13 protein-coding genes are annotated in these 16,764 nt (G+C 70.7%); 8 read left to right on the forward strand and 5 right to left on the reverse strand.

Annotation, left to right across the window (positions count from 1 at the left end; genetic code table 11):
• Positions 1-142: 142 nt before the first annotated feature.
• Entirely contained in the window at positions 143-406 is a 264-nt protein-coding gene (locus ABZ441_RS10490; RefSeq protein ID WP_031093859.1) for a WhiB family transcriptional regulator, read from the reverse strand.
• A 653-nt stretch (positions 407-1,059) separates the two neighbouring features.
• Between ABZ441_RS10490 and ABZ441_RS10495 the strand changes: the two genes are divergently transcribed.
• The 3 genes from ABZ441_RS10495 (at position 1,060) to ABZ441_RS10505 (ending at position 3,993) form a co-directional block, all read left to right on the forward strand.
• Positions 1,060-1,599, forward strand: a complete 540-nt coding sequence (locus ABZ441_RS10495) for a cysteine dioxygenase family protein (protein WP_358970641.1) — start codon at positions 1,060-1,062, stop codon at positions 1,597-1,599.
• A 118-nt stretch (positions 1,600-1,717) separates the two neighbouring features.
• Entirely contained in the window at positions 1,718-2,674 is a 957-nt protein-coding gene (gene cofD / locus ABZ441_RS10500; RefSeq protein WP_358970643.1) for a 2-phospho-L-lactate transferase, read from the forward strand.
• Complete coding sequence (locus ABZ441_RS10505) at positions 2,671-3,993, forward strand: coenzyme F420-0:L-glutamate ligase (RefSeq protein ID WP_358970646.1); 1,323 nt, start codon at positions 2,671-2,673, stop codon at positions 3,991-3,993. Before cofD ends, ABZ441_RS10505 begins: the two co-directional genes overlap by 4 nt.
• Positions 3,994-4,002: 9 nt before the next feature.
• On the opposite strand, the gene ABZ441_RS10510 is transcribed toward ABZ441_RS10505, so the two are convergent.
• The 3 genes from ABZ441_RS10510 to ABZ441_RS10520 all read right to left on the reverse strand — a co-directional run bounded on the left by ABZ441_RS10510 (position 4,003) and on the right by ABZ441_RS10520 (position 7,767).
• Positions 4,003-5,001, reverse strand: coding sequence for a DNA-3-methyladenine glycosylase 2 family protein (locus ABZ441_RS10510; protein ID WP_358970649.1), 999 nt, complete (start codon positions 4,999-5,001; stop codon positions 4,003-4,005).
• Between the two features lie 144 nt (positions 5,002-5,145).
• Entirely contained in the window at positions 5,146-6,237 is a 1,092-nt protein-coding gene (locus tag ABZ441_RS10515; protein ID WP_358970652.1) for an NDP-sugar synthase, read from the reverse strand.
• Positions 6,238-6,315: 78 nt separating this feature from the next.
• Complete coding sequence (locus ABZ441_RS10520; RefSeq protein WP_358970655.1) at positions 6,316-7,767, reverse strand: N-acetylmuramoyl-L-alanine amidase; 1,452 nt, start codon at positions 7,765-7,767, stop codon at positions 6,316-6,318.
• A gap of 138 nt (positions 7,768-7,905) precedes the next feature.
• On the opposite strand from ABZ441_RS10520, the gene ABZ441_RS10525 reads away from it, so the two are divergent.
• From ABZ441_RS10525 to ABZ441_RS10540, 4 genes are all read left to right on the forward strand, one after another.
• Positions 7,906-8,658 carry a TIGR03089 family protein gene (locus ABZ441_RS10525; RefSeq protein WP_358970658.1) on the forward strand — a complete coding sequence of 251 codons (753 nt, stop codon included), beginning with the start codon at positions 7,906-7,908 and terminating at the stop codon, positions 8,656-8,658.
• 186 nt (positions 8,659-8,844) lie between these two features.
• Positions 8,845-10,269 (forward strand): LCP family protein, encoded by a 1,425-nt coding sequence (locus tag ABZ441_RS10530; protein ID WP_358970661.1) that lies wholly within the window; start codon positions 8,845-8,847, stop codon positions 10,267-10,269.
• Between the two features lie 240 nt (positions 10,270-10,509).
• Complete coding sequence (locus tag ABZ441_RS10535; protein WP_358970664.1) at positions 10,510-12,210, forward strand: LCP family protein; 1,701 nt, start codon at positions 10,510-10,512, stop codon at positions 12,208-12,210.
• Positions 12,211-12,259: 49 nt separating this feature from the next.
• Positions 12,260-13,936: an LCP family protein gene (locus tag ABZ441_RS10540; protein WP_358970667.1), complete on the forward strand. Its 1,677-nt coding sequence runs from the start codon at positions 12,260-12,262 to the stop codon at positions 13,934-13,936.
• A 76-nt stretch (positions 13,937-14,012) separates the two neighbouring features.
• On the opposite strand, the gene ABZ441_RS10545 is transcribed toward ABZ441_RS10540, so the two are convergent.
• Complete coding sequence (locus tag ABZ441_RS10545) at positions 14,013-15,035, reverse strand: glycosyltransferase family 2 protein (protein WP_358970669.1); 1,023 nt, start codon at positions 15,033-15,035, stop codon at positions 14,013-14,015.
• 322 nt (positions 15,036-15,357) lie between these two features.
• Here ABZ441_RS10545 and ABZ441_RS10550 point away from each other — a divergent pair, with 322 nt between their 5' ends.
• Complete coding sequence (locus ABZ441_RS10550) at positions 15,358-16,722, forward strand: LCP family protein (RefSeq protein ID WP_358970672.1); 1,365 nt, start codon at positions 15,358-15,360, stop codon at positions 16,720-16,722.
• Positions 16,723-16,764 lie beyond the last annotated feature (42 nt).

Genomic DNA, 16,764 nt, shown 5'->3' on the forward strand with positions numbered 1-16,764 from the left:
AGCGGCCCTGCGGTCCCTGTCCGGCGCCACTCACGACGCCGCCCTCGGTATCCCGGCCGAGGCCGAACCGGGCACGGTCGACGAGCTGCGGGCAGGTGCGGCCCCCGGGCCATCGCCGCGTCCGGCGCCGGGGGGCCCGGCGTCAGATGGCCGCCTTCTTCAGGCGGCGCCGCTCACGCTCGGAGAGGCCGCCCCAGATCCCGAACCGCTCGTCGTTGTTGAGGGCGTACTCGAGGCATTCCGAACGGACTTCGCAGGCGAGACAGACCTTCTTGGCCTCGCGGGTGGAGCCGCCCTTCTCAGGAAAGAAGGACTCGGGGTCGGTCTGGGCGCACAGCGCGCGCTCCTGCCAGCCGAGTTCCTCGTCCGCGTCCTCGACCAGCAGTTGCTGGAACAGCTCGGTCATGTGCGCCCCTCGTCTGTCTCGTGCGTCCCCGTGATGCGGCCGTTACCGCTGCGCCAAACGACACGAGTGAAATTACAAGTGTGTAGCTTCGGGCCAGTCAAGCGGAGATCTGCTATTGACCCCGGTATTCACCCTTCGGAACCAAGCGTAAGCGAAAAGTGTCCAAATCACCAAAAATCTGACATATGCCACCGCTGCCACCGACTGGCGCTTCTCACCGAGTGGGACGAGCGCGGCCGTTCGGATGTTTCGATTTGATCACCGAAGCGACCAAGATCACAGTAGGGTCACGGGCCCTCAATCGCGTTTACGGACACAGTTGATGCGCCACCTTGCCTCTCTCGCGGCCGCTAAAACCTTTCTCCACCATGGGTAACCGGATGGAGTGAAACAATTCCGCCAAAACGGTCATTGGGTTGACAGGGGGCGGACCGACCCGGTCTCCTTATCCGCATGCACGCGACCGCAGCGACGTACACAACCCACAGCCGTGGGTTCCGTACGGCTGTCCAGGCCCGCTGTTGCTGTTCCAGCTGTCACAGCTGTTGAAGCCCTGACGCTCCAGCTCTGATCCAGCTCCGTTTCACCGCATTTCGGTCTCCGCGTCACCACCCCCCGCACGCGCATCCACCTGCCGAGGAACCACCGCACCCATGAACAGCGACAGCGACCTTTCGATCGCCGGCGACATCCTTGAGGTCCAGCACCTTCTGCAGCCGGCCAGCCCTCATCCCTCCACCGTGGCCGGGTTCGTCGGACTCGCCCGCTCCATCGCCGCCGACCGCGCCCGGTGGGCCCCGCTCGTCCGGTACGACACCACCACCCGCTGGTACCACCGGCTGCAGACCGTTCCCCAGGCTCTCGGCTCCGTCCGAGCGGGGGAGGCCCCGATCGGCTACGAGGTATGGCTGCTCAGCTGGGTCCCCGGCCAGGGCAGCGGACTCCACGACCACGGACTCTCGTCCGGCGTACTCACGGTCCTGGACGGCGAGTTGACCGAACGCACGGCACGCGGCGCGCAGTCCCTGGGTCCGGGCGCGCAGCGCGTCTTCGCTCCCGGCTACGTCCACGAGGTGGTCAACGACTCACTGGAACCAGCCGTCAGCCTGCACGTCTACTTCCCCGGCCTGACCGACATGCCGATGCACTCGGCACAGTGCGCTCCGGCCGTCCAGGACGTCGTACCGGCCTGACCGCCGACGACCAGCACGTCACCACCACCCCCACAAGGATCAGGCTCCGCCTGACAGACCCACCCGTCGCCCACCACCACCCCCACAAGGATCAGGCTCCGCCTGACAGACTGTTGGTATGCGCATTGTGGTTCTGGCCGGCGGTATCGGTGGTGCTCGTTTCCTGCGTGGCCTCAAACAGGCCGCGCCCGACGCGGACATCACGGTGATCGGCAACACCGGCGACGACATCCATCTGTTCGGACTGAAGGTCTGTCCCGACCTCGACACCGTGATGTACACCCTCGGCGGTGGCATCAACGAGGATCAGGGCTGGGGACGTACCGACGAGAGCTTCCGGGTCAAGGACGAACTCGCCGCGTACGGCGTGGGTCCCGAGTGGTTCGGTCTCGGCGACCGTGACTTCGCGACCCACATCGTCCGTACGCAGATGCTCGGCGCGGGCTATCCGCTGAGCGCGGTCACCGAGGCGCTGTGCGCGCGGTGGAAGCCGGGGGTCCGGCTGATCCCGATGTCCGACGACCGCGTCGAGACGCACGTGGCGGTGGACGTCGACGGCGAGAGCAGGGCCGTGCACTTCCAGGAGTACTGGGTGAAGATGCGCGCCTCCGTGGCCGCGCAGGCCGTGGTACCCGTGGGAGCGGAACAGGCCAAGCCCGCGCCGGGCGTCCTCGAGGCCATCGCCGAGGCCGACGTCATCGTCTTCCCGCCGTCGAACCCCGTCGTGTCGGTGGGCACCATCCTCGCCGTGCCGGGCATCCGGGAGGCGATCGCCGAGGCCGGGGTCCCCGTCGTCGGGCTCTCCCCCATCGTCGGCGACGCGCCCGTGCGGGGCATGGCCGACAAGGTGCTCGCCGCGGTGGGCGTCGAGTCCACCGCCGCCGCGGTCGCCCGGCACTACGGTTCGGGCCTGCTCGACGGGTGGCTCGTGGACACCGTGGACGCCGGAGTGGTCGACGAGGTCGAGGCGGCCGGCATCCGCTGCCGCGCCGTGCCACTGATGATGACGGACGTGGACGCCACCGCGGAGATGGCCCGGCAGGCCCTGGCGCTGGCGGAAGAGGTACGGGCATGAGCGGCGGGCCGGCCGGCGGTGCGCCCTCCTACCGGGTGTGGGCACTGCCCGGGATGCCCGAGGTCCGGGAGGGCGACGACCTCGCGAAGCTGATCGCGGCCACGGAGCCGGGTCTGGTCGACGGCGATGTCCTGCTGGTCACCTCGAAGATCGTCTCCAAGGCGGAGGGCCGGATCGTCGAGGCCACGGACCGGGAGGCGGCGATCGACGCCGAGACCGTCCGTGTGGTCGCCCGGCGCGGGACGCTCAGGATCGTGGAGAACCGTCAGGGCCTCGTCATGGCCGCTGCCGGGGTCGACGCCTCGAACACCCCGGCCGGGACGGTCCTGCTGCTGCCCGAGGACCCGGACACCTCGGCGCGACTGATCCGGGACGGGCTGCGGGACGCGCTGGGGGTCGAGGTCGGGGTCGTCGTCACCGACACCTTCGGCCGCCCCTGGCGCAACGGCCTGACGGACGTCGCGATCGGCGCCGCGGGCGTCAGGGTCCTCGACGACCTGCGGGGCGGTACCGACGGCCACGGCAATCCCCTGAGCGCCACCGTCGTGGCCACCGCCGACGAACTGGCGTCGGCGGGTGACCTGGTGAAGGGCAAGGCGTCCGGACTGCCGGTCGCCGTGGTGCGAGGGCTCCCCCATGTGGTGGCGGACGCGTCCGAGGACGAGGGCGCCCGGGCGATGGTGCGGGTCGCGGCCGACGACATGTTCCGGCTGGGAACCTCCGAGGCCGTGCGGGAAGCACTGAACCTCCGCCGCACGGTACGGGAGTTCACCGACGAGCCGGTGGACCCCGGAGCCGTACGGCGTGCGGTGGCAGCGGCGGTGACGGCCCCGGCGCCCCACCACACGACACCCTGGCGCTTCGTCCTGCTGGAGTCGGCACCGGCACGTCACCGGCTGCTCGACGCCATGCGGGACGCGTGGATCGCGGATCTGCGCGCGGACGGACGCAGCGAGGAGTCGGTCGCCAAGCGGGTACGGCGGGGCGACGTCCTGCGCGACGCGCCGTACCTGGCGGTGCCGTGCCTGGTGATGGACGGCTCGCACACCTACGGGGACGAGCGCCGGGCCACCGCGGAGCGCGAGATGTTCGTGGTCGCGGCCGGCGCGGGCGTGCAGAACTTCCTGGTCGCGCTGGCGGGTGAGCGGCTCGGCTCGGCGTGGGTGTCCTCGACGATGTTCTGCCGGTCCGTGGTGCGTGAGGTGCTGGACCTGCCGGACTCCTGGGATCCGCTGGGCGCGGTGGCCGTGGGGCACCCGAAGGGGGCACCGCCGGCGAGGGCCGCCCGGGACGCGGGGGCGTTCATCGCGGTGCGCTGAGGCGGACGGCTACAGCCGGGCGATGTCGCGCGGCGTCATCTTGGGAGCCCGGCGCGACGGGGTCCGGCCCGACAGCATGATCAGCCGGGTCGCGCGGTGGCGCTGGCCCTCGTACGGGGCGAGGAGCGCCAGCATCTCCTCGTCGTCGGCGTTCCTGTTGCCCGCGAGCGCGTGGCCGACGATGCCCGGCAGGTGGAGGTCGCCGACGGTCACCGCGTCCGCCGCGCCGTTCGAGCGCTGCAGGGTCTCCGCAGCGGTCCAGGGGCCGATGCCCGGGATCAGCTGCAGGCGTTCCATCGCCGCGGTGAGCTCCATCGCGGCGGCCTCCTCCATGCGCCGGGCCACCCGGACGGCGCGCAGGATCGTGGCGGAGCGCTTCGCGTCCACGCCCGCGCGGTGCCACTCCCAGGACGGGATCAGCGACCAGGTCCTGGCGTCCGGCATGACGTACAGGCCGTGCGAGCCGAACGCCGCGTCGGTGGGACCGGGGGCGGGGGTGCCGTAGGTGCGGAGCAGCAGCCGCCAGGCGCGGTAGGCCTCGTCGGTGGTGACCTTCTGTTCCAGGATCGACGGGATCAGCGACTCCATGACCAGCCCGGTGCGCAGCAGGCGCAGACCGGGCCGGCTGTGTTGGGTCAGGGCGAGCAGCCGATGGCGCGGGCGGAAGTCCTCCGGCACGTCGTCGGCGCCGAGCAGTGCCGGGAGCCCGTCCAGCAGCCACTGCGCGCCCGGTCCCCAGGCCGTGGCCGAGACCCGGTGGTCGGGGGACGCCGAGACGCGCAGGGTGCCGGGGCCGGCCGGGGTGCGGGTCGCCCGCCAGTGGGTTCCGTCGGGCAGCGCCCGGTAGGCGGGGTCCGCCGGACCGCGGCGCAGCGGGCTCAGCACGAGCCGCAGATCGACCGGGCGCGGTGGAGCCCAGATCCGGGTCAGTGCCGGGGCGGGCGCGTCCGTGGCCACCGGCTCCTGGCGGGGCACGGCGGTGGTGCGGGGTACGAAGCGTCCTGCCACGGGTGAGGTCCTCGGTCGTCGGGGGTGCCTGTCGAGGGTAATACCGACGTGGACCGTCCACCGGCCGGGAGCCGGCCCCGCAGCCGCCGGGAAGGACCTTCCACCGGCCGGTGCGGACTGCTCACCGGCCGGTGGAGGGACCGTTCACTGGTCGGACGAGAAGCGGACCGAGGCGTCCGGGAGGATCGCGCCGCACCAGATGCGGATGCCGTCGCGCAGTTCGTTGTCGGCGCCGACCCGGGCGCCGTCGCCGATCACCGCACCCGTGAGGACCGAACGGCTGCCGATGCGGGCACCCGCTCCGACCAGGGAGTCGGTGATGACCGCGCCCGGTTCGACGACGGCGCCGTCCAGCACGGTGGATCCCGAGATCCTGGCGCCCTCGCCGATCAGCGCGCCCTCGCCGACGACCGTGCCGCCGGTGAGCTTGGCGTCGACGGCCACGGAGGCGGTGGGCAGGACGAGCCGGTCACCGCAGCGGCCGGGGACCGCGGGGGACGGGGCACGGCCGAGGACCAGGTCGGCCGAGCCGCGGACGAACGCCTGCGGGGTGCCGAGGTCCAGCCAGTAGGTGGAGTCCACCATGCCCTGGAGATGGGCGCCGGAGGCCAGCAGCCCGGGGAAGGTCTCGCGCTCCACGGAGACCGGCCGGTCGGCGGGAATCGTGTCGATGACCGACCGGCGGAAGACGTACGCCCCCGCGTTGATCTGGTCGGTGACTATCTCCTCGGGTGTCTGCGGCTTCTCCAGGAAGGCGGTCACCCGGCCCGTGTCGTCCGTGGGCACGAGCCCGAAGGCACGCGGGTCCTCCACCCTGGTGAGGTGCAGGGACACGTCCGCTCCGGAGGTGGCGTGCGCCGCGACCAGGGCCCGGATGTCGAGGCCGGTGAGGATGTCCCCGTTGAACACGATGACGGGTTCGTCCGGGCCGGAGGCCAGGCGCGACGCCACGTTCCTGATGGCCCCGCCGGTACCGAGGGGTTCGTCCTCGGTGACGTACTCGATGGAGAGGCCGAGCGACGAACCGTCACCGAAGTACGGCTCGAATACCTCCGCCAGGTAGGACGTCGCGAGCACGATGTGCTCCACCCCGGCCGCCCGGGCACGCGCCAGTTGGTGCGTGAGGAACGGCACCCCCGCCGCCGGGACCATCGGCTTGGGGGTGTGCACCGTGAGCGGACGCAGCCGGGTGCCCTTGCCACCGACCAGGAGGATCGCTTCTTTTGCCTCTGTCACAGCACTGTCTCTGCTTCCTGCTGGGGCCGGGCCTCGTTTCGGCTGGCCAGTGTATGCAGACCGTTCGGAGCCTCCCGGTCAGCGGCCCTGCAGCTTCGCCGAACTGGTACGGGCGGTGCCGAGCTTCTTGTAGAGACGGATTCCGGGGCATTCGGTTGCGAACCCGTCGCGATGCCCGGAGATGACGTTGAGTTTGGCCTTCGCGCCCTTCTTGTACTTGCCGCTGCCGCCGGAGACGAGCGTGACCTTTCCCTTGGGATTGCGGCCGAACAGGCCGAGCTTCCAGGCGGTGAGCTTGGCGATCGCCGTGACCGCGGCGGCGGGCGGGTTCTTCGAGCTGTACGTCCCGAGTACCGCGATGCCCATGCTGTTCGAGTTGAACCCGAGGGTGTGGGCCCCGAGGACCGCCTTCGACACGCCCCCGGCGCGGCCTTCGTAGATCTTGCCGCACTTGTCGACGGCGAAGTTGTAGCCGAAGTCGCGCCAGCCGCTGCTCTTGACGTGGTAGCGGTAGATGCCGCGCAGGACGGAGGGCGCCTGGGCGCACGTGTAGTTGTTGCCGGTGGCGCTGTGGTGCACGAAGGCGGCCTTGACGGTCGAGGTGTAGGCGAAGGCGCGCTCCCGCAGGCTCTCGTCGGCGCCCCAGCCCTTGCGGGTGACGATTCCCGGGCGCGGTCCCACGAAGGGCTTGGCGCCCGCTCCGACGACCGCCTGCTCCTCCGACTCGGCCTTGCTCAGAGCGGTGATCTCGGTGGCACCCAGTGGGGCGAGGTCGGCGTTGACCGCCGAGCTCTCGGCCGCGGCCATGGTGAGACCGGCGGACTCCGGGAGCGCGCCCGGCTGCGCGGCCGTCGCGGGCGTCGCGGTCCCGGCCGACGACGTGCCGGCGGTGACGGCCGACGAGGTGCTGGGGGCCGGGGTGCCCTCGGCACGCGGTTCCACGGGGTCCTCGCCCGGGTCGACGAGTTCCACCTGGAGGCCCGCGGGAAGGGGCGAGGTGTCGGGGGCGCCGCTTCGCGGTCCCGCGTTCTCGGACCGTACGCGCACCTCGATGCCGTCGGAGTCGCCGACCCAGAGGGGGGCGGTGGAACCTCGCACCCTGCCCGAATCGCGCTCGGGGCTGCCGGCGTCGGCGGCGTGGTCGGTGTTGTGGGTCTCCAGTGACTGCCACCCGGACCACCTGGCGGTGCCGGTCGCGCGGGTGCGGACCTGGACGGTGCCGTGCAGTTCGGCGTCGGCGTCGTCCCAGACCACGCCCACGAGCGAGAAGCGGTGCGTGTCACGCCGGAGCAGCCCTCGTGCGGCCGACGGCGTCATGGACTCGGTGGGTTTACCGGTGGCCCGGGGAGCCGCGTCGGCGAGCGGCCGCAGCGGCATGGACTGGGTCGAACCCGCGGGTTCGGCGGGGGCGGCCGCGGGCGCCTGTGCGACCGGGGACAGGGCGGGGGCGGCGGGAGCGGGTGCGGCGAGCGGGAGGGTGAGTGCCGTCGCACAGGTGACGCCGATCGAAGTTGCAAGAAGTGCACGCATATAGGAAATCTTTGTCAGAGTCCGGCAATTCCGGCTACTGGAGTAAAGCCGCCTCCAGCTGACGCACCGTCTGCCGAACCGGTGTACGGGGCACCCGTCACCGCGGCCGGGCCGCGGACGCCGCGTACCCTTGCGCGGATGAACGCCAGTGATCGCACCCCGGCCGACCTGCTGCGATCCGCGCTCGCCGCGGACCCCGCCCGCCCCCTCGTCACGTTCTACGACGACGCAACCGGAGAGCGCGTCGAACTGTCGGTGGCCACCTTCGCCAATTGGGTGGCCAAGACCGCCAATCTGCTCCAGGGCGACCTGGCCGCCGAGCCGGGCGACCGGCTCGCTCTGCTGCTCCCCGCCCACTGGCAGTCGGCCGTCTGGCTCCTCGCCTGCTCGTCGGTGGGCGTCGTCGCCGAGGTGCAGGGCGACCCGGCGTCGGCCGACCTGGTCGTGAGCGGGCCGGACACGCTCGACCGGGCCCGCGCCTGCCGCGGCGAGCGGGTAGCGCTGGCACTGCGGCCCATGGGAGGCCGGTTCCCGCAGCCCCCCGAGGGGTTCGCGGACTACGCGGTGGAGGTGCCGGGCCAGGGCGACCGCTTCGCGCCGTACGCCCCGGTGGACCCGGGGGCACCCGCGCTGACCGTCGGCGGTGCCGGCCTGACGGCGGACGAGCTGGTGGCACGGGCCCGCGAGGACGCGGCCCGCCTGGGACTCGGCCCGGGTTCCAGGCTGCTGACGGGCCGTACGTACGACACCTGGGAGGGCCTGTCCGCCGGGCTCTTCGCACCACTGGCGGCCGGGGGGTCCGTGGTCCTGTGCCGTCACATGGACCGTTCGGACGTGAGCGGGCTGGCCACACGCGTCGAGAGCGAGCGGATCACCGCCACCGCGGTATGACAAGCGCCCCGAGGGCCACCCGTCCGGCCCATGGCGGGCCGAGCCCCCGGGACTGAGCTCCGAAGGCGGTACATGATCGTGCGGTACGGAGCACCGCCGGGAACGTCGTCCGGATGCACAACCAAGCGTGAGGTTCAGCCGTCTACTTCTGCGACCGGCGGCCCATCGCGCCGCCGAACGTGAAGGATGGACGCAGACGTGAGCGACAGTCCCGGCACCCCGTCCGAGCCGGACCGCCCGGACCCCCCGGCCGGGGGCGGGCCGGACGCGCCGCGGGACGTATCCGGGGCGACCCCGCGGGACGACGCCTCCGCCGGGGCACCGGCGGCCGACGGCAACGAACCGGGAGACGAGACCGGCGGCAACGGACCGGGGAACGAGACCGACGGCAACGGACCGGGGAACGGGACCGACGGCTCCGCGCCCGGGACCTGGGACGAGCGGCCCGAGCACGGACCTCGGGACGGCCGGCGCCACTGGCTCCGCTGGAGCGCTCTCGCCGCCTCGTTCCTCGTGCTGGTCGCGGCCGGGGCCGGCTGGTGGCTGTACAAGAAGCTCGACGGCAACATCACGACCGACACGAGCGCCGCCGCCGAGCTCAAGGCGTACGAGAAGGAGCGACCGCTTCCGATCGCGCGGGACGCCAGGAACATCCTGCTCATCGGCTCCGACACCCGCTCCGGGGAGAACAGCGCCTACGGGCGTGACGACGGCGGCAGCCAGCGCTCGGACACCACGATCCTGCTGCACCTCGCGGCCGACCGCCGGAGCGCCACGGCGGTGTCGATCCCACGCGACCTGATGGCCGAGATCCCGAGCTGCCACACGGGCGACGGCAAAGCGACGAAGAAGCAGTTCGCCCAGTTCAACTGGGCCTTCGAGCTCGGCGGCACGGCCTGCACGATCCGTACGGTCGAGAAGATGACGGGCATCCGCGTCGACCACCACATGGTGATCGATTTCAACGGCTTCAAGGACATGGTCGACGCCGTGGACGGCGTCGAGGTGTGCCTCAAGGAGCCGGTCGACGACGACGACGCCCATCTCAAGCTCCCCGCAGGGCGCCAGAAGCTCGACGGCGAGGAAGCGCTGGGATACGTACGGGCCCGCAAGTCGATCGGTGACGGCAGCGACACCGAGCGCATGGACCGTCAGCAGAAGTTTCTGGGGGCCCTCGTCAACAAGATGCAGAGCAACGGCGTGCTGCTGAACCCGACACGGCTCTACCCGGTGCTGGACGCGGCGACCAAGTCGCTGACCACGGACCCGGGCCTGGACTCGCTGAGGGACCTGTACGACCTGGTCCGCGGAATGCGGAACGTGCCGACGGAGAAGGTGCAGTTCCTGACCGTGCCCAGAACGGCGTACCACCTCGACCCGAACCGCGACGAGCTCGTGCAGCCGGACGCGGAAAGGCTGTTCACCCAGCTGCGCAAGGACGAGCCCGTCGCCGTCGTTCCCGCCGAAACGGACAACACCCGGGATTCACAGGCGGATCACAGCTCGGAGGCGGATCCGTCCGGCGGGAAGCCCGGCGATACGGACGGGAGTCCGACCCCCGCCCCCACCTATTCGGGGTCGAATGCGGCGGACGACCTGTGCGGCTCGTAAAACAATTCCCAAGCCATCGGCGGCAATCGGAGCGGAATAGGCGTAATGCCCGGTTGTAAGGAGCGTGGAATGTGTCACGCGCGCCCCCTGTGGCCTATTACGCCGGATAGTGTGACGCGATCCGGTGCTCACGGCCACCAGGCCGCGCCTGGCCACCCGGCCGCGCACGGCCGGAACGAGCCATCGAGCGCCCTGAACGGGGCGCGCCTCGCGTGGCACCGACGGAGGATTCAGGCAACCGTGGACGCGCATAGCCGTGGGCGGGCGGACGAGACCGGTCCCGCCGACCAGTGGGTGCTCAACCAGCAGACCGGCAATGACGCATTGCGACCGAACCACTCCGCAGGAGAGTCGTCCGGTCCTTCCCGCGCACCGCGCCGGTCCGGTGGCCGGGGTGAATTCGTGACGCCCCACAGCGAGGTGCCCTCCCAGCGGACCCGCCGTCCCTCCCCGAACGGCCGCGGCCACGAGTCGCCGGATGCCCGCCGGGGCCGCAGGCAGCCGAAGTCGCGGCGACGGAAGGCCCTGCTGGTGTCCGGCGGGGTCATGGCCTTCGTGATCGTCGCGGGATCGGCGGGGGCCTACGCGCTCTACCAGAAACTCAACGGCAACCTCGACACCGTCGACGTCGGTGACGCGGGCAGCAAGAACGTCGCGTCCGACGGTCCGCTCAACATCCTGATCATCGGCACGGACAAGCGAACCGGTGAGGGCAACGAGGGCTACGGCGACAAGGGCAGCACGGGCCACGCCGACACGAACATCCTCTTCCACGTCTCCGCCGACCGCACCAACGCCACGGCGATGAGCATCCCCCGGGACCTGATGACGGACATCCCGGACTGCGCCACCAAGCAGGCGGACGGTTCGCAGAAGGTCGTACCCGGCTCGCAGAACGTGCGCTTCAACGTCAGCCTCGGCCAAGAGGGACGCGACCCGGGCTGCACGATGCGCACGGTGCAGAAGATCACCGGCCTGTCGGTCAACCACTTCATGATGGTCGACTTCAACGCGGTCAAGACGCTCTCCACGGCCGTCGGCGGGGTCAAGGTGTGCCTGGACAAGGCGGTCAAGGACCCCGACTCGCACCTCGACCTTCCGGCGGGCGAGTCAACGGTCGAGGGCGAGGACGCGCTGGCCTTCGTCCGCACCCGGCACAGCTTCGGGAACCAGAGCGACCTCGACCGGATCGAGGTCCAGCAGCAGTTCATCGGCTCGATGATCCGCCGGATGAAGTCCGACGACACACTGACCGACCCGGGCAAGCTCTACGATCTCGCCGACGCGGCGACCAGGGCCCTCACCGTCGACTCCGGCATCGGGTCGATCAAGAAGCTGACCTCGCTCGGCCAGGAACTCGGCCGGATCGACACCAAGAACATCACCTTCGTCACCATGCCGGTGAAGGACAACCCGGCCGAACCGACGCCGGTCACCGTGGTCGTGGATCCGCGGAAGTCCCAGCAGCTCTTCGCGCTGATGCGCTCCGACACCTCCCTCACGGGGGTGAAGAAGAAGGAGCAGGCGGCGAAGAGCAAGCGGGAAGCTGTGCTCGAGGGCAGCAGGGCCGAAGCCGCGGACATCCGTGTCGACGTCCTCAACGGCGGGGACCTCGCCGGCGCGGCGAGCGCGACCGTCGCCTGGCTGCAGGGCGAACAGGGTGTCCCGCAGGCCGCGAACAAGGCGAACGCCCCGGCGAAGATCGAGAAGACGACGCTGGCGTACGCGCCGGACCAGGCGGACCGGGCCCGCACCCTCGCGGACATCATGGGGCTGCCCGCAACCGCGCTCAAGCAGGGAGCGGCCGGCACCGGGCTTCAGGCGATGGTGCTCACCCTGGGAGCGGACTACGAGGGCGTGGGGGTGCCCCTCACCGGTTCGGCGGAGGCGCCGGAAGACATGCAGAGAGCAAGCGCCGACAAGGCGGAATGCGCGAAGTGACGACGGGTCGTCGCGCCACAGCGGAATTCTGAGGAGCAGGGGGGTCCTGGTGGGACGGAGCAGCATGCGCGGGGAGGGGACACGGGCGCGCGGCAGGCACGACGGGCCGCCGGGCGACGGCGGAGAAGCGTCGGCCGCACGGGCCGGGCGAAGCGGTCACGGCCGACGGGAGCGGTCCGCCGCGCCGGAGGGCGGACATCCCCCCGACGGGCCCAACCGCCGTACCCGGCGGGCGGCCAGGGGCGGGAAGCGACGCGTACTGCGCTGGGTGGCGTCCGTGCTCGCGCTGCTGATACTCGGCACCGGCGGCGCCGGTTACCTGTACTACAAGCACCTCAACGGCAACATCAGGAAAGAGGATCTGACCCTCGGCGACAAGGAGATGGCCGACCACAAGGCCAACGCCGCCGGGCAGACACCTCTGAACATCCTGCTCATCGGATCGGACGCCCGGGACTCCAAGGCCAACCAGAAGCTGGGCGGCGCGAAGGAGACCTTCGGAGGCCCGCCGCTCGCCGACGTGCAGATGCTTCTCCACCTGTCCGCGGACCGCAGCAACATCTCGGTCATCAGCATGCCGCGCGACACCATGCTGAAGATGCCCAAGTGCACCGACCCCGACACCGGGGACGTCTACCGGGCCAGCACGGTCGACGTGCAGACCAACGAGAGCCTGGGACGCGGCGGCCCGGGGTGCACGGTGGCCGCCTGGTACGAGCTCACCGGCATCACCATCGACCACTTCATGATGATCGACTTCGCGGGCGTGGTCTCCATGGCCGACGCGGTCGGCGGCGTCCCGGTCTGTGTCGACGCCAACATCTACTCGCACACCAGCCAGGGCAAGGGGTCCGGGCTGAAGCTGAAGGAGGGCACCACCTCCGTCAAGGGCGAGCAGGCCCTCCAGTGGCTGCGCACCCGCTACGGCTTCGAGGACAACACCGACCTCGGCCGGACCAAGGCCCAGCACCAGTACCTGAATTCGATGGTCCGCGAGCTGCGCAAGGGCACCAAACTGAGCGATCCCGGAAAGCTGATGGACCTCGCGGAGGCGGCCACCAGCGCGCTGACGGTCGACAAGGACCTCGACACCGTCAAGAAGCTGTACGACCTGGCCGAGGAGCTCAAGAAGGCCCCGACCGACCGCATCACGATGACGACCATGCCGAACGTCTACGGCACGGGGCAGTTCAGCGGCCGGGTGTACCCCAAGGCCGACGAGGCCGAGCAGCTCTTCCGGATGATCCGCGAGGACATCCCGCTGGACGGCAAGGCGTCCAAGCGCAAGACGCCCGTCGTCGCGGACCGGGCCGCCCCGGACGCCGAGATCGCCGTCAGTGTGCGCAACGCGACCTCCACGGACGCCCTCGGCCCGGCCCAGGGCCGGGCGAGCACGGTCAAGGACCTGCTCACGGAGGCGGGCTTCGCCAGGGCATCGGTCGACTCGCAGAACGTCGAACCGGCAGCCAGAACCGGCATCCTGTATCCCAGCGCGGACCTGGAGGGCGACGCGCAGGCGGTCGCCAAGGCCCTCGGGATCCCGGTGGCCCAGGTGAAGAAGTCGACCGACGTCTCGGGCGTCGTCCTGTCCGTGGGAGCCGACTGGCGCAAGGACGAGGCGTACCCGGCCAAGGCCGCGGAGGAGAAGACGCCGGACTCGGCGAACCCGCTGAACGGCGCGGACGAGAAGGCCTGCATGAAGGTCAACCCGGGCTTCACCTTCTGACGTACGTGGAAGGGGAGGGCCCCGCCGGCGACGGCGGGACCCTCCCCTTCCACGTGGGTCTCCGTGCGTGAGGCGGTCAGACGGTCTGCTCCCGGACGGCCGGGCGGCGGCTGGCGATGACCTTCTTCGCCAGCGAACGGGGGCTGGTCAGGAAGCCGTATCCCCACGACATGTGCATGGTGGCCAGGGCCACCGGGATCTGCGCCCGCGCCTTCAGCGGAAGGCCCTTCCCGGCGGGCAGCGAACCGGCGACGATCGCCGCGGCGTACCCGGCCGGCACGACGAACGCCCACGGAGTGACGGCGGCGCCCACGACGACGCCCGCCGCGATCGCGCAGACGGCGGCCGGCGGGGCCAGGTAGCGCAGGTTGATCGAGCCGGAGTGGTAGCGGGCCACCACGTGGCGCCAGCGGCCGTACTCCTTGTACTGCTTGGAGAGGGCCCGGATGCTGGGCCGCGGACGGTACTGCACCTTCAGCTCCGGCGAGAACCAGATCAGGCCGCCGGCCTCGCGGATGCGGAAGTTGAGCTCCCAGTCCTGGGCGCGGACGAACTCGACGTTGTAGCCCTCCGCACGCTCCAGCGCCTCCCTGCGGAAGACCCCCAGATACACGGTCTCGGCCGGGCCGGCCTTGCCTCCGGTGTGGAAGGCCGCGTTGCCGACGCCGATCTTCGACGTCATCGCGGCGGCGACGGCGTCCTCCCAGGCGTTCTCGCCCTCGGCGTGCATGATGCCGCCGACGTTCTGCGCGCCGGTCTCCTCGAGGAGCCGCACGGCGGTCGCGATGTAGTTCGGCGAAAGCATGCCGTGGCCGTCCACCCGTACCACGATCGGGTGATGTGACGCCTTGATCGCGGCGTTGAGCGCGGCGGGGGTGCGACCGGTCGGGTTGGGGACGGTGTGGACCCGGGAGTCCTCCCGGACCAGCTCGGCAGCGATCTCGTCCGTACGGTCGTTCGAGGGGCCGAGGGCGATCACCACCTCCATCTCACCGGCGTACTCCTGCTCCAGGATGTGCCGGACCGAGTTCCTGAGATGGCGTTCCTCGTTGAGCACCGGCATGATCACGGAGACGGCGGGGTACTGCGCGGCAGACATGTGGTCCTCGGGGGTCCTCGGGGGTCCTCGGGGGATTTCGCACCCCAGGAGGCGGCGTGATTCGGCCGCCACGTTACCGCGAACGGGGGACAGCGGCGCGCGCCGCCGTACCTCATCCCGGTCCGCAGATCGTATGGGCCTACCGTGCGAAAGTCCTACTCGCACCGCGGAGGTGTCCCCCGTGCCCACGCCGCACCGATCGCCCCGTCCCCCACGCCCCCGCACCGCTCCCCCGCAGCGCAGAGCTCCTCGGCAGCCCGCATCCGGCGACCGGAAACGCAGCCGCGCCGGCGGCGGACGGAAGCCGCCGCCCCGATGGGGCATGCGGGTCGTCACCGGGCTGTCCGTGCTGGTGCTCGGCGCCGGCGGGATCGGCCATGCCGTCGTGAGCGGTCTGGAGACGGGGATCGACCGGGTCGACCCGTTCAAGGACATGAAGAACCGCCCCCCGGGCGGCCACGGCATGAACTTCCTGCTCGTCGGTACCGACGGCCGCGACAGGATCAGCCCGGCGGAGAAGAAGAAGTACAAGCTGGGCGGCGCCCCCTGCCACTGCACCGACACCCTGATGCTCGTGCACCTCTCCGCCGACAAGCAGCGGGCCAGCGTCATCAGTCTGCCGCGTGACAGCTACGCCGAGCTCCCCGCCCACACCGACGGCACCACCGGCAAGGAGCACTCCCCGCACCCGGTGAAGCTGAACGCCGCCTACGCCGAGGGCGGGCCCCAGCTCACGGTGCGGACCGTCGAGCAGATGACGGGAGTCAAGATCGACCACTACCTGGAGGTCGACTTCACCAGCTTCATGAAGACGGTCGACACCCTGGGAGGGGTGGAGATCTGCACCGCCAAGCCGCTCAAGGACTCCTACACGGGACTGGACCTCGCCGCAGGCACCCACAGGCTCGACGGCGGGCAGGCCCTTCAGTACGTGCGCTCCCGGCATCTCGACGGGGCGGCCGACCTGGGCCGGATGCAGCGCCAGCAGAAGTTCATGGCCGCGCTGATCAAGCAGACGACCAGCAGCGGTGTCCTGATGAACCCGATGAGATTCCAGCAGGTGGCCTCGTCGATGCTCGAGTCGGTCCGCGCCGACAAGGGCTTCGGGACGGAACAGATGCTGGGACTCGGCAAGGCCCTGCGCGGCTTCACCCCTGCCTCGTCCGAATTCGCCTCCGTCCCCCTGGAGGAGAAGGGTTTCCAGGTCAAGGGCATCGGTTCCACGGTGAAGTGGGACGCCGCGAAGTCGAAGAAGATGTTCCAGGCACTGCGCGAGGACAGATCGCTCGCCCCGCATCAGCCGAAGCAGCCCAAGGCGACGCTCGTCGACGTAGCCCCGGAGCAGATCCGGGTGCAGGTCTACAACGGGACACCCAGGGACGGGCTCGGCCAGGACGTCGACGCGGCGCTGCGCGGTACCGGTTTCAACACCACCCGCTCCCCGCTGAACGGCGGACCGAAGGATCTTCGACGGACGCTGGTCAGCTACGACCCGCGCTGGGACCGGTCGGCGAAATCCCTGGCCACCGCACTGCCCGGGTGTGAGCTGAAAGCGGTGCAGGGGCAGGGCGGAACGATGAAGGTCACGGCGGGATCGGACTTCACCAAGGTGCAGCGGGTGAAGGCCGAGGATCCGCAGCGCGGCGAGTTCGGCACGGTGACAGGCGACCAGGTGACCTGCCCGTGAGTCGGCGTGGTCATGGGGAAGTTACGGACGCCGTTGCGCCCG

This window comes from Streptomyces sp. NPDC005752 (assembly GCF_040630715.1).
Lineage (GTDB): Bacteria > Actinomycetota > Actinomycetes > Streptomycetales > Streptomycetaceae > Streptomyces.

What these genes read in the sequence shown, in the direction of transcription:
- ABZ441_RS10490 (WP_031093859.1), bottom strand. Translation starts at nt 406, where the DNA reads ATGACCGAGCTGTTCCAGCAACTGCTGGTCGAGGACGCGGACGAGGAA.
- ABZ441_RS10495 (WP_358970641.1), top strand. Translation starts at nt 1,060, where the DNA reads ATGAACAGCGACAGCGACCTTTCGATCGCCGGCGACATCCTTGAGGTC.
- cofD (WP_358970643.1), top strand. Translation starts at nt 1,718, where the DNA reads ATGCGCATTGTGGTTCTGGCCGGCGGTATCGGTGGTGCTCGTTTCCTG.
- ABZ441_RS10505 (WP_358970646.1), top strand. Translation starts at nt 2,671, where the DNA reads ATGAGCGGCGGGCCGGCCGGCGGTGCGCCCTCCTACCGGGTGTGGGCA.
- ABZ441_RS10520 (WP_358970655.1), bottom strand. Translation starts at nt 7,767, where the DNA reads ATGCGTGCACTTCTTGCAACTTCGATCGGCGTCACCTGTGCGACGGCA.
- ABZ441_RS10525 (WP_358970658.1), top strand. Translation starts at nt 7,906, where the DNA reads ATGAACGCCAGTGATCGCACCCCGGCCGACCTGCTGCGATCCGCGCTC.
- ABZ441_RS10530 (WP_358970661.1), top strand. Translation starts at nt 8,845, where the DNA reads ATGGACGCAGACGTGAGCGACAGTCCCGGCACCCCGTCCGAGCCGGAC.
- ABZ441_RS10545 (WP_358970669.1), bottom strand. Translation starts at nt 15,035, where the DNA reads ATGTCTGCCGCGCAGTACCCCGCCGTCTCCGTGATCATGCCGGTGCTC.
- ABZ441_RS10550 (WP_358970672.1), top strand. Translation starts at nt 15,358, where the DNA reads ATGCGGGTCGTCACCGGGCTGTCCGTGCTGGTGCTCGGCGCCGGCGGG.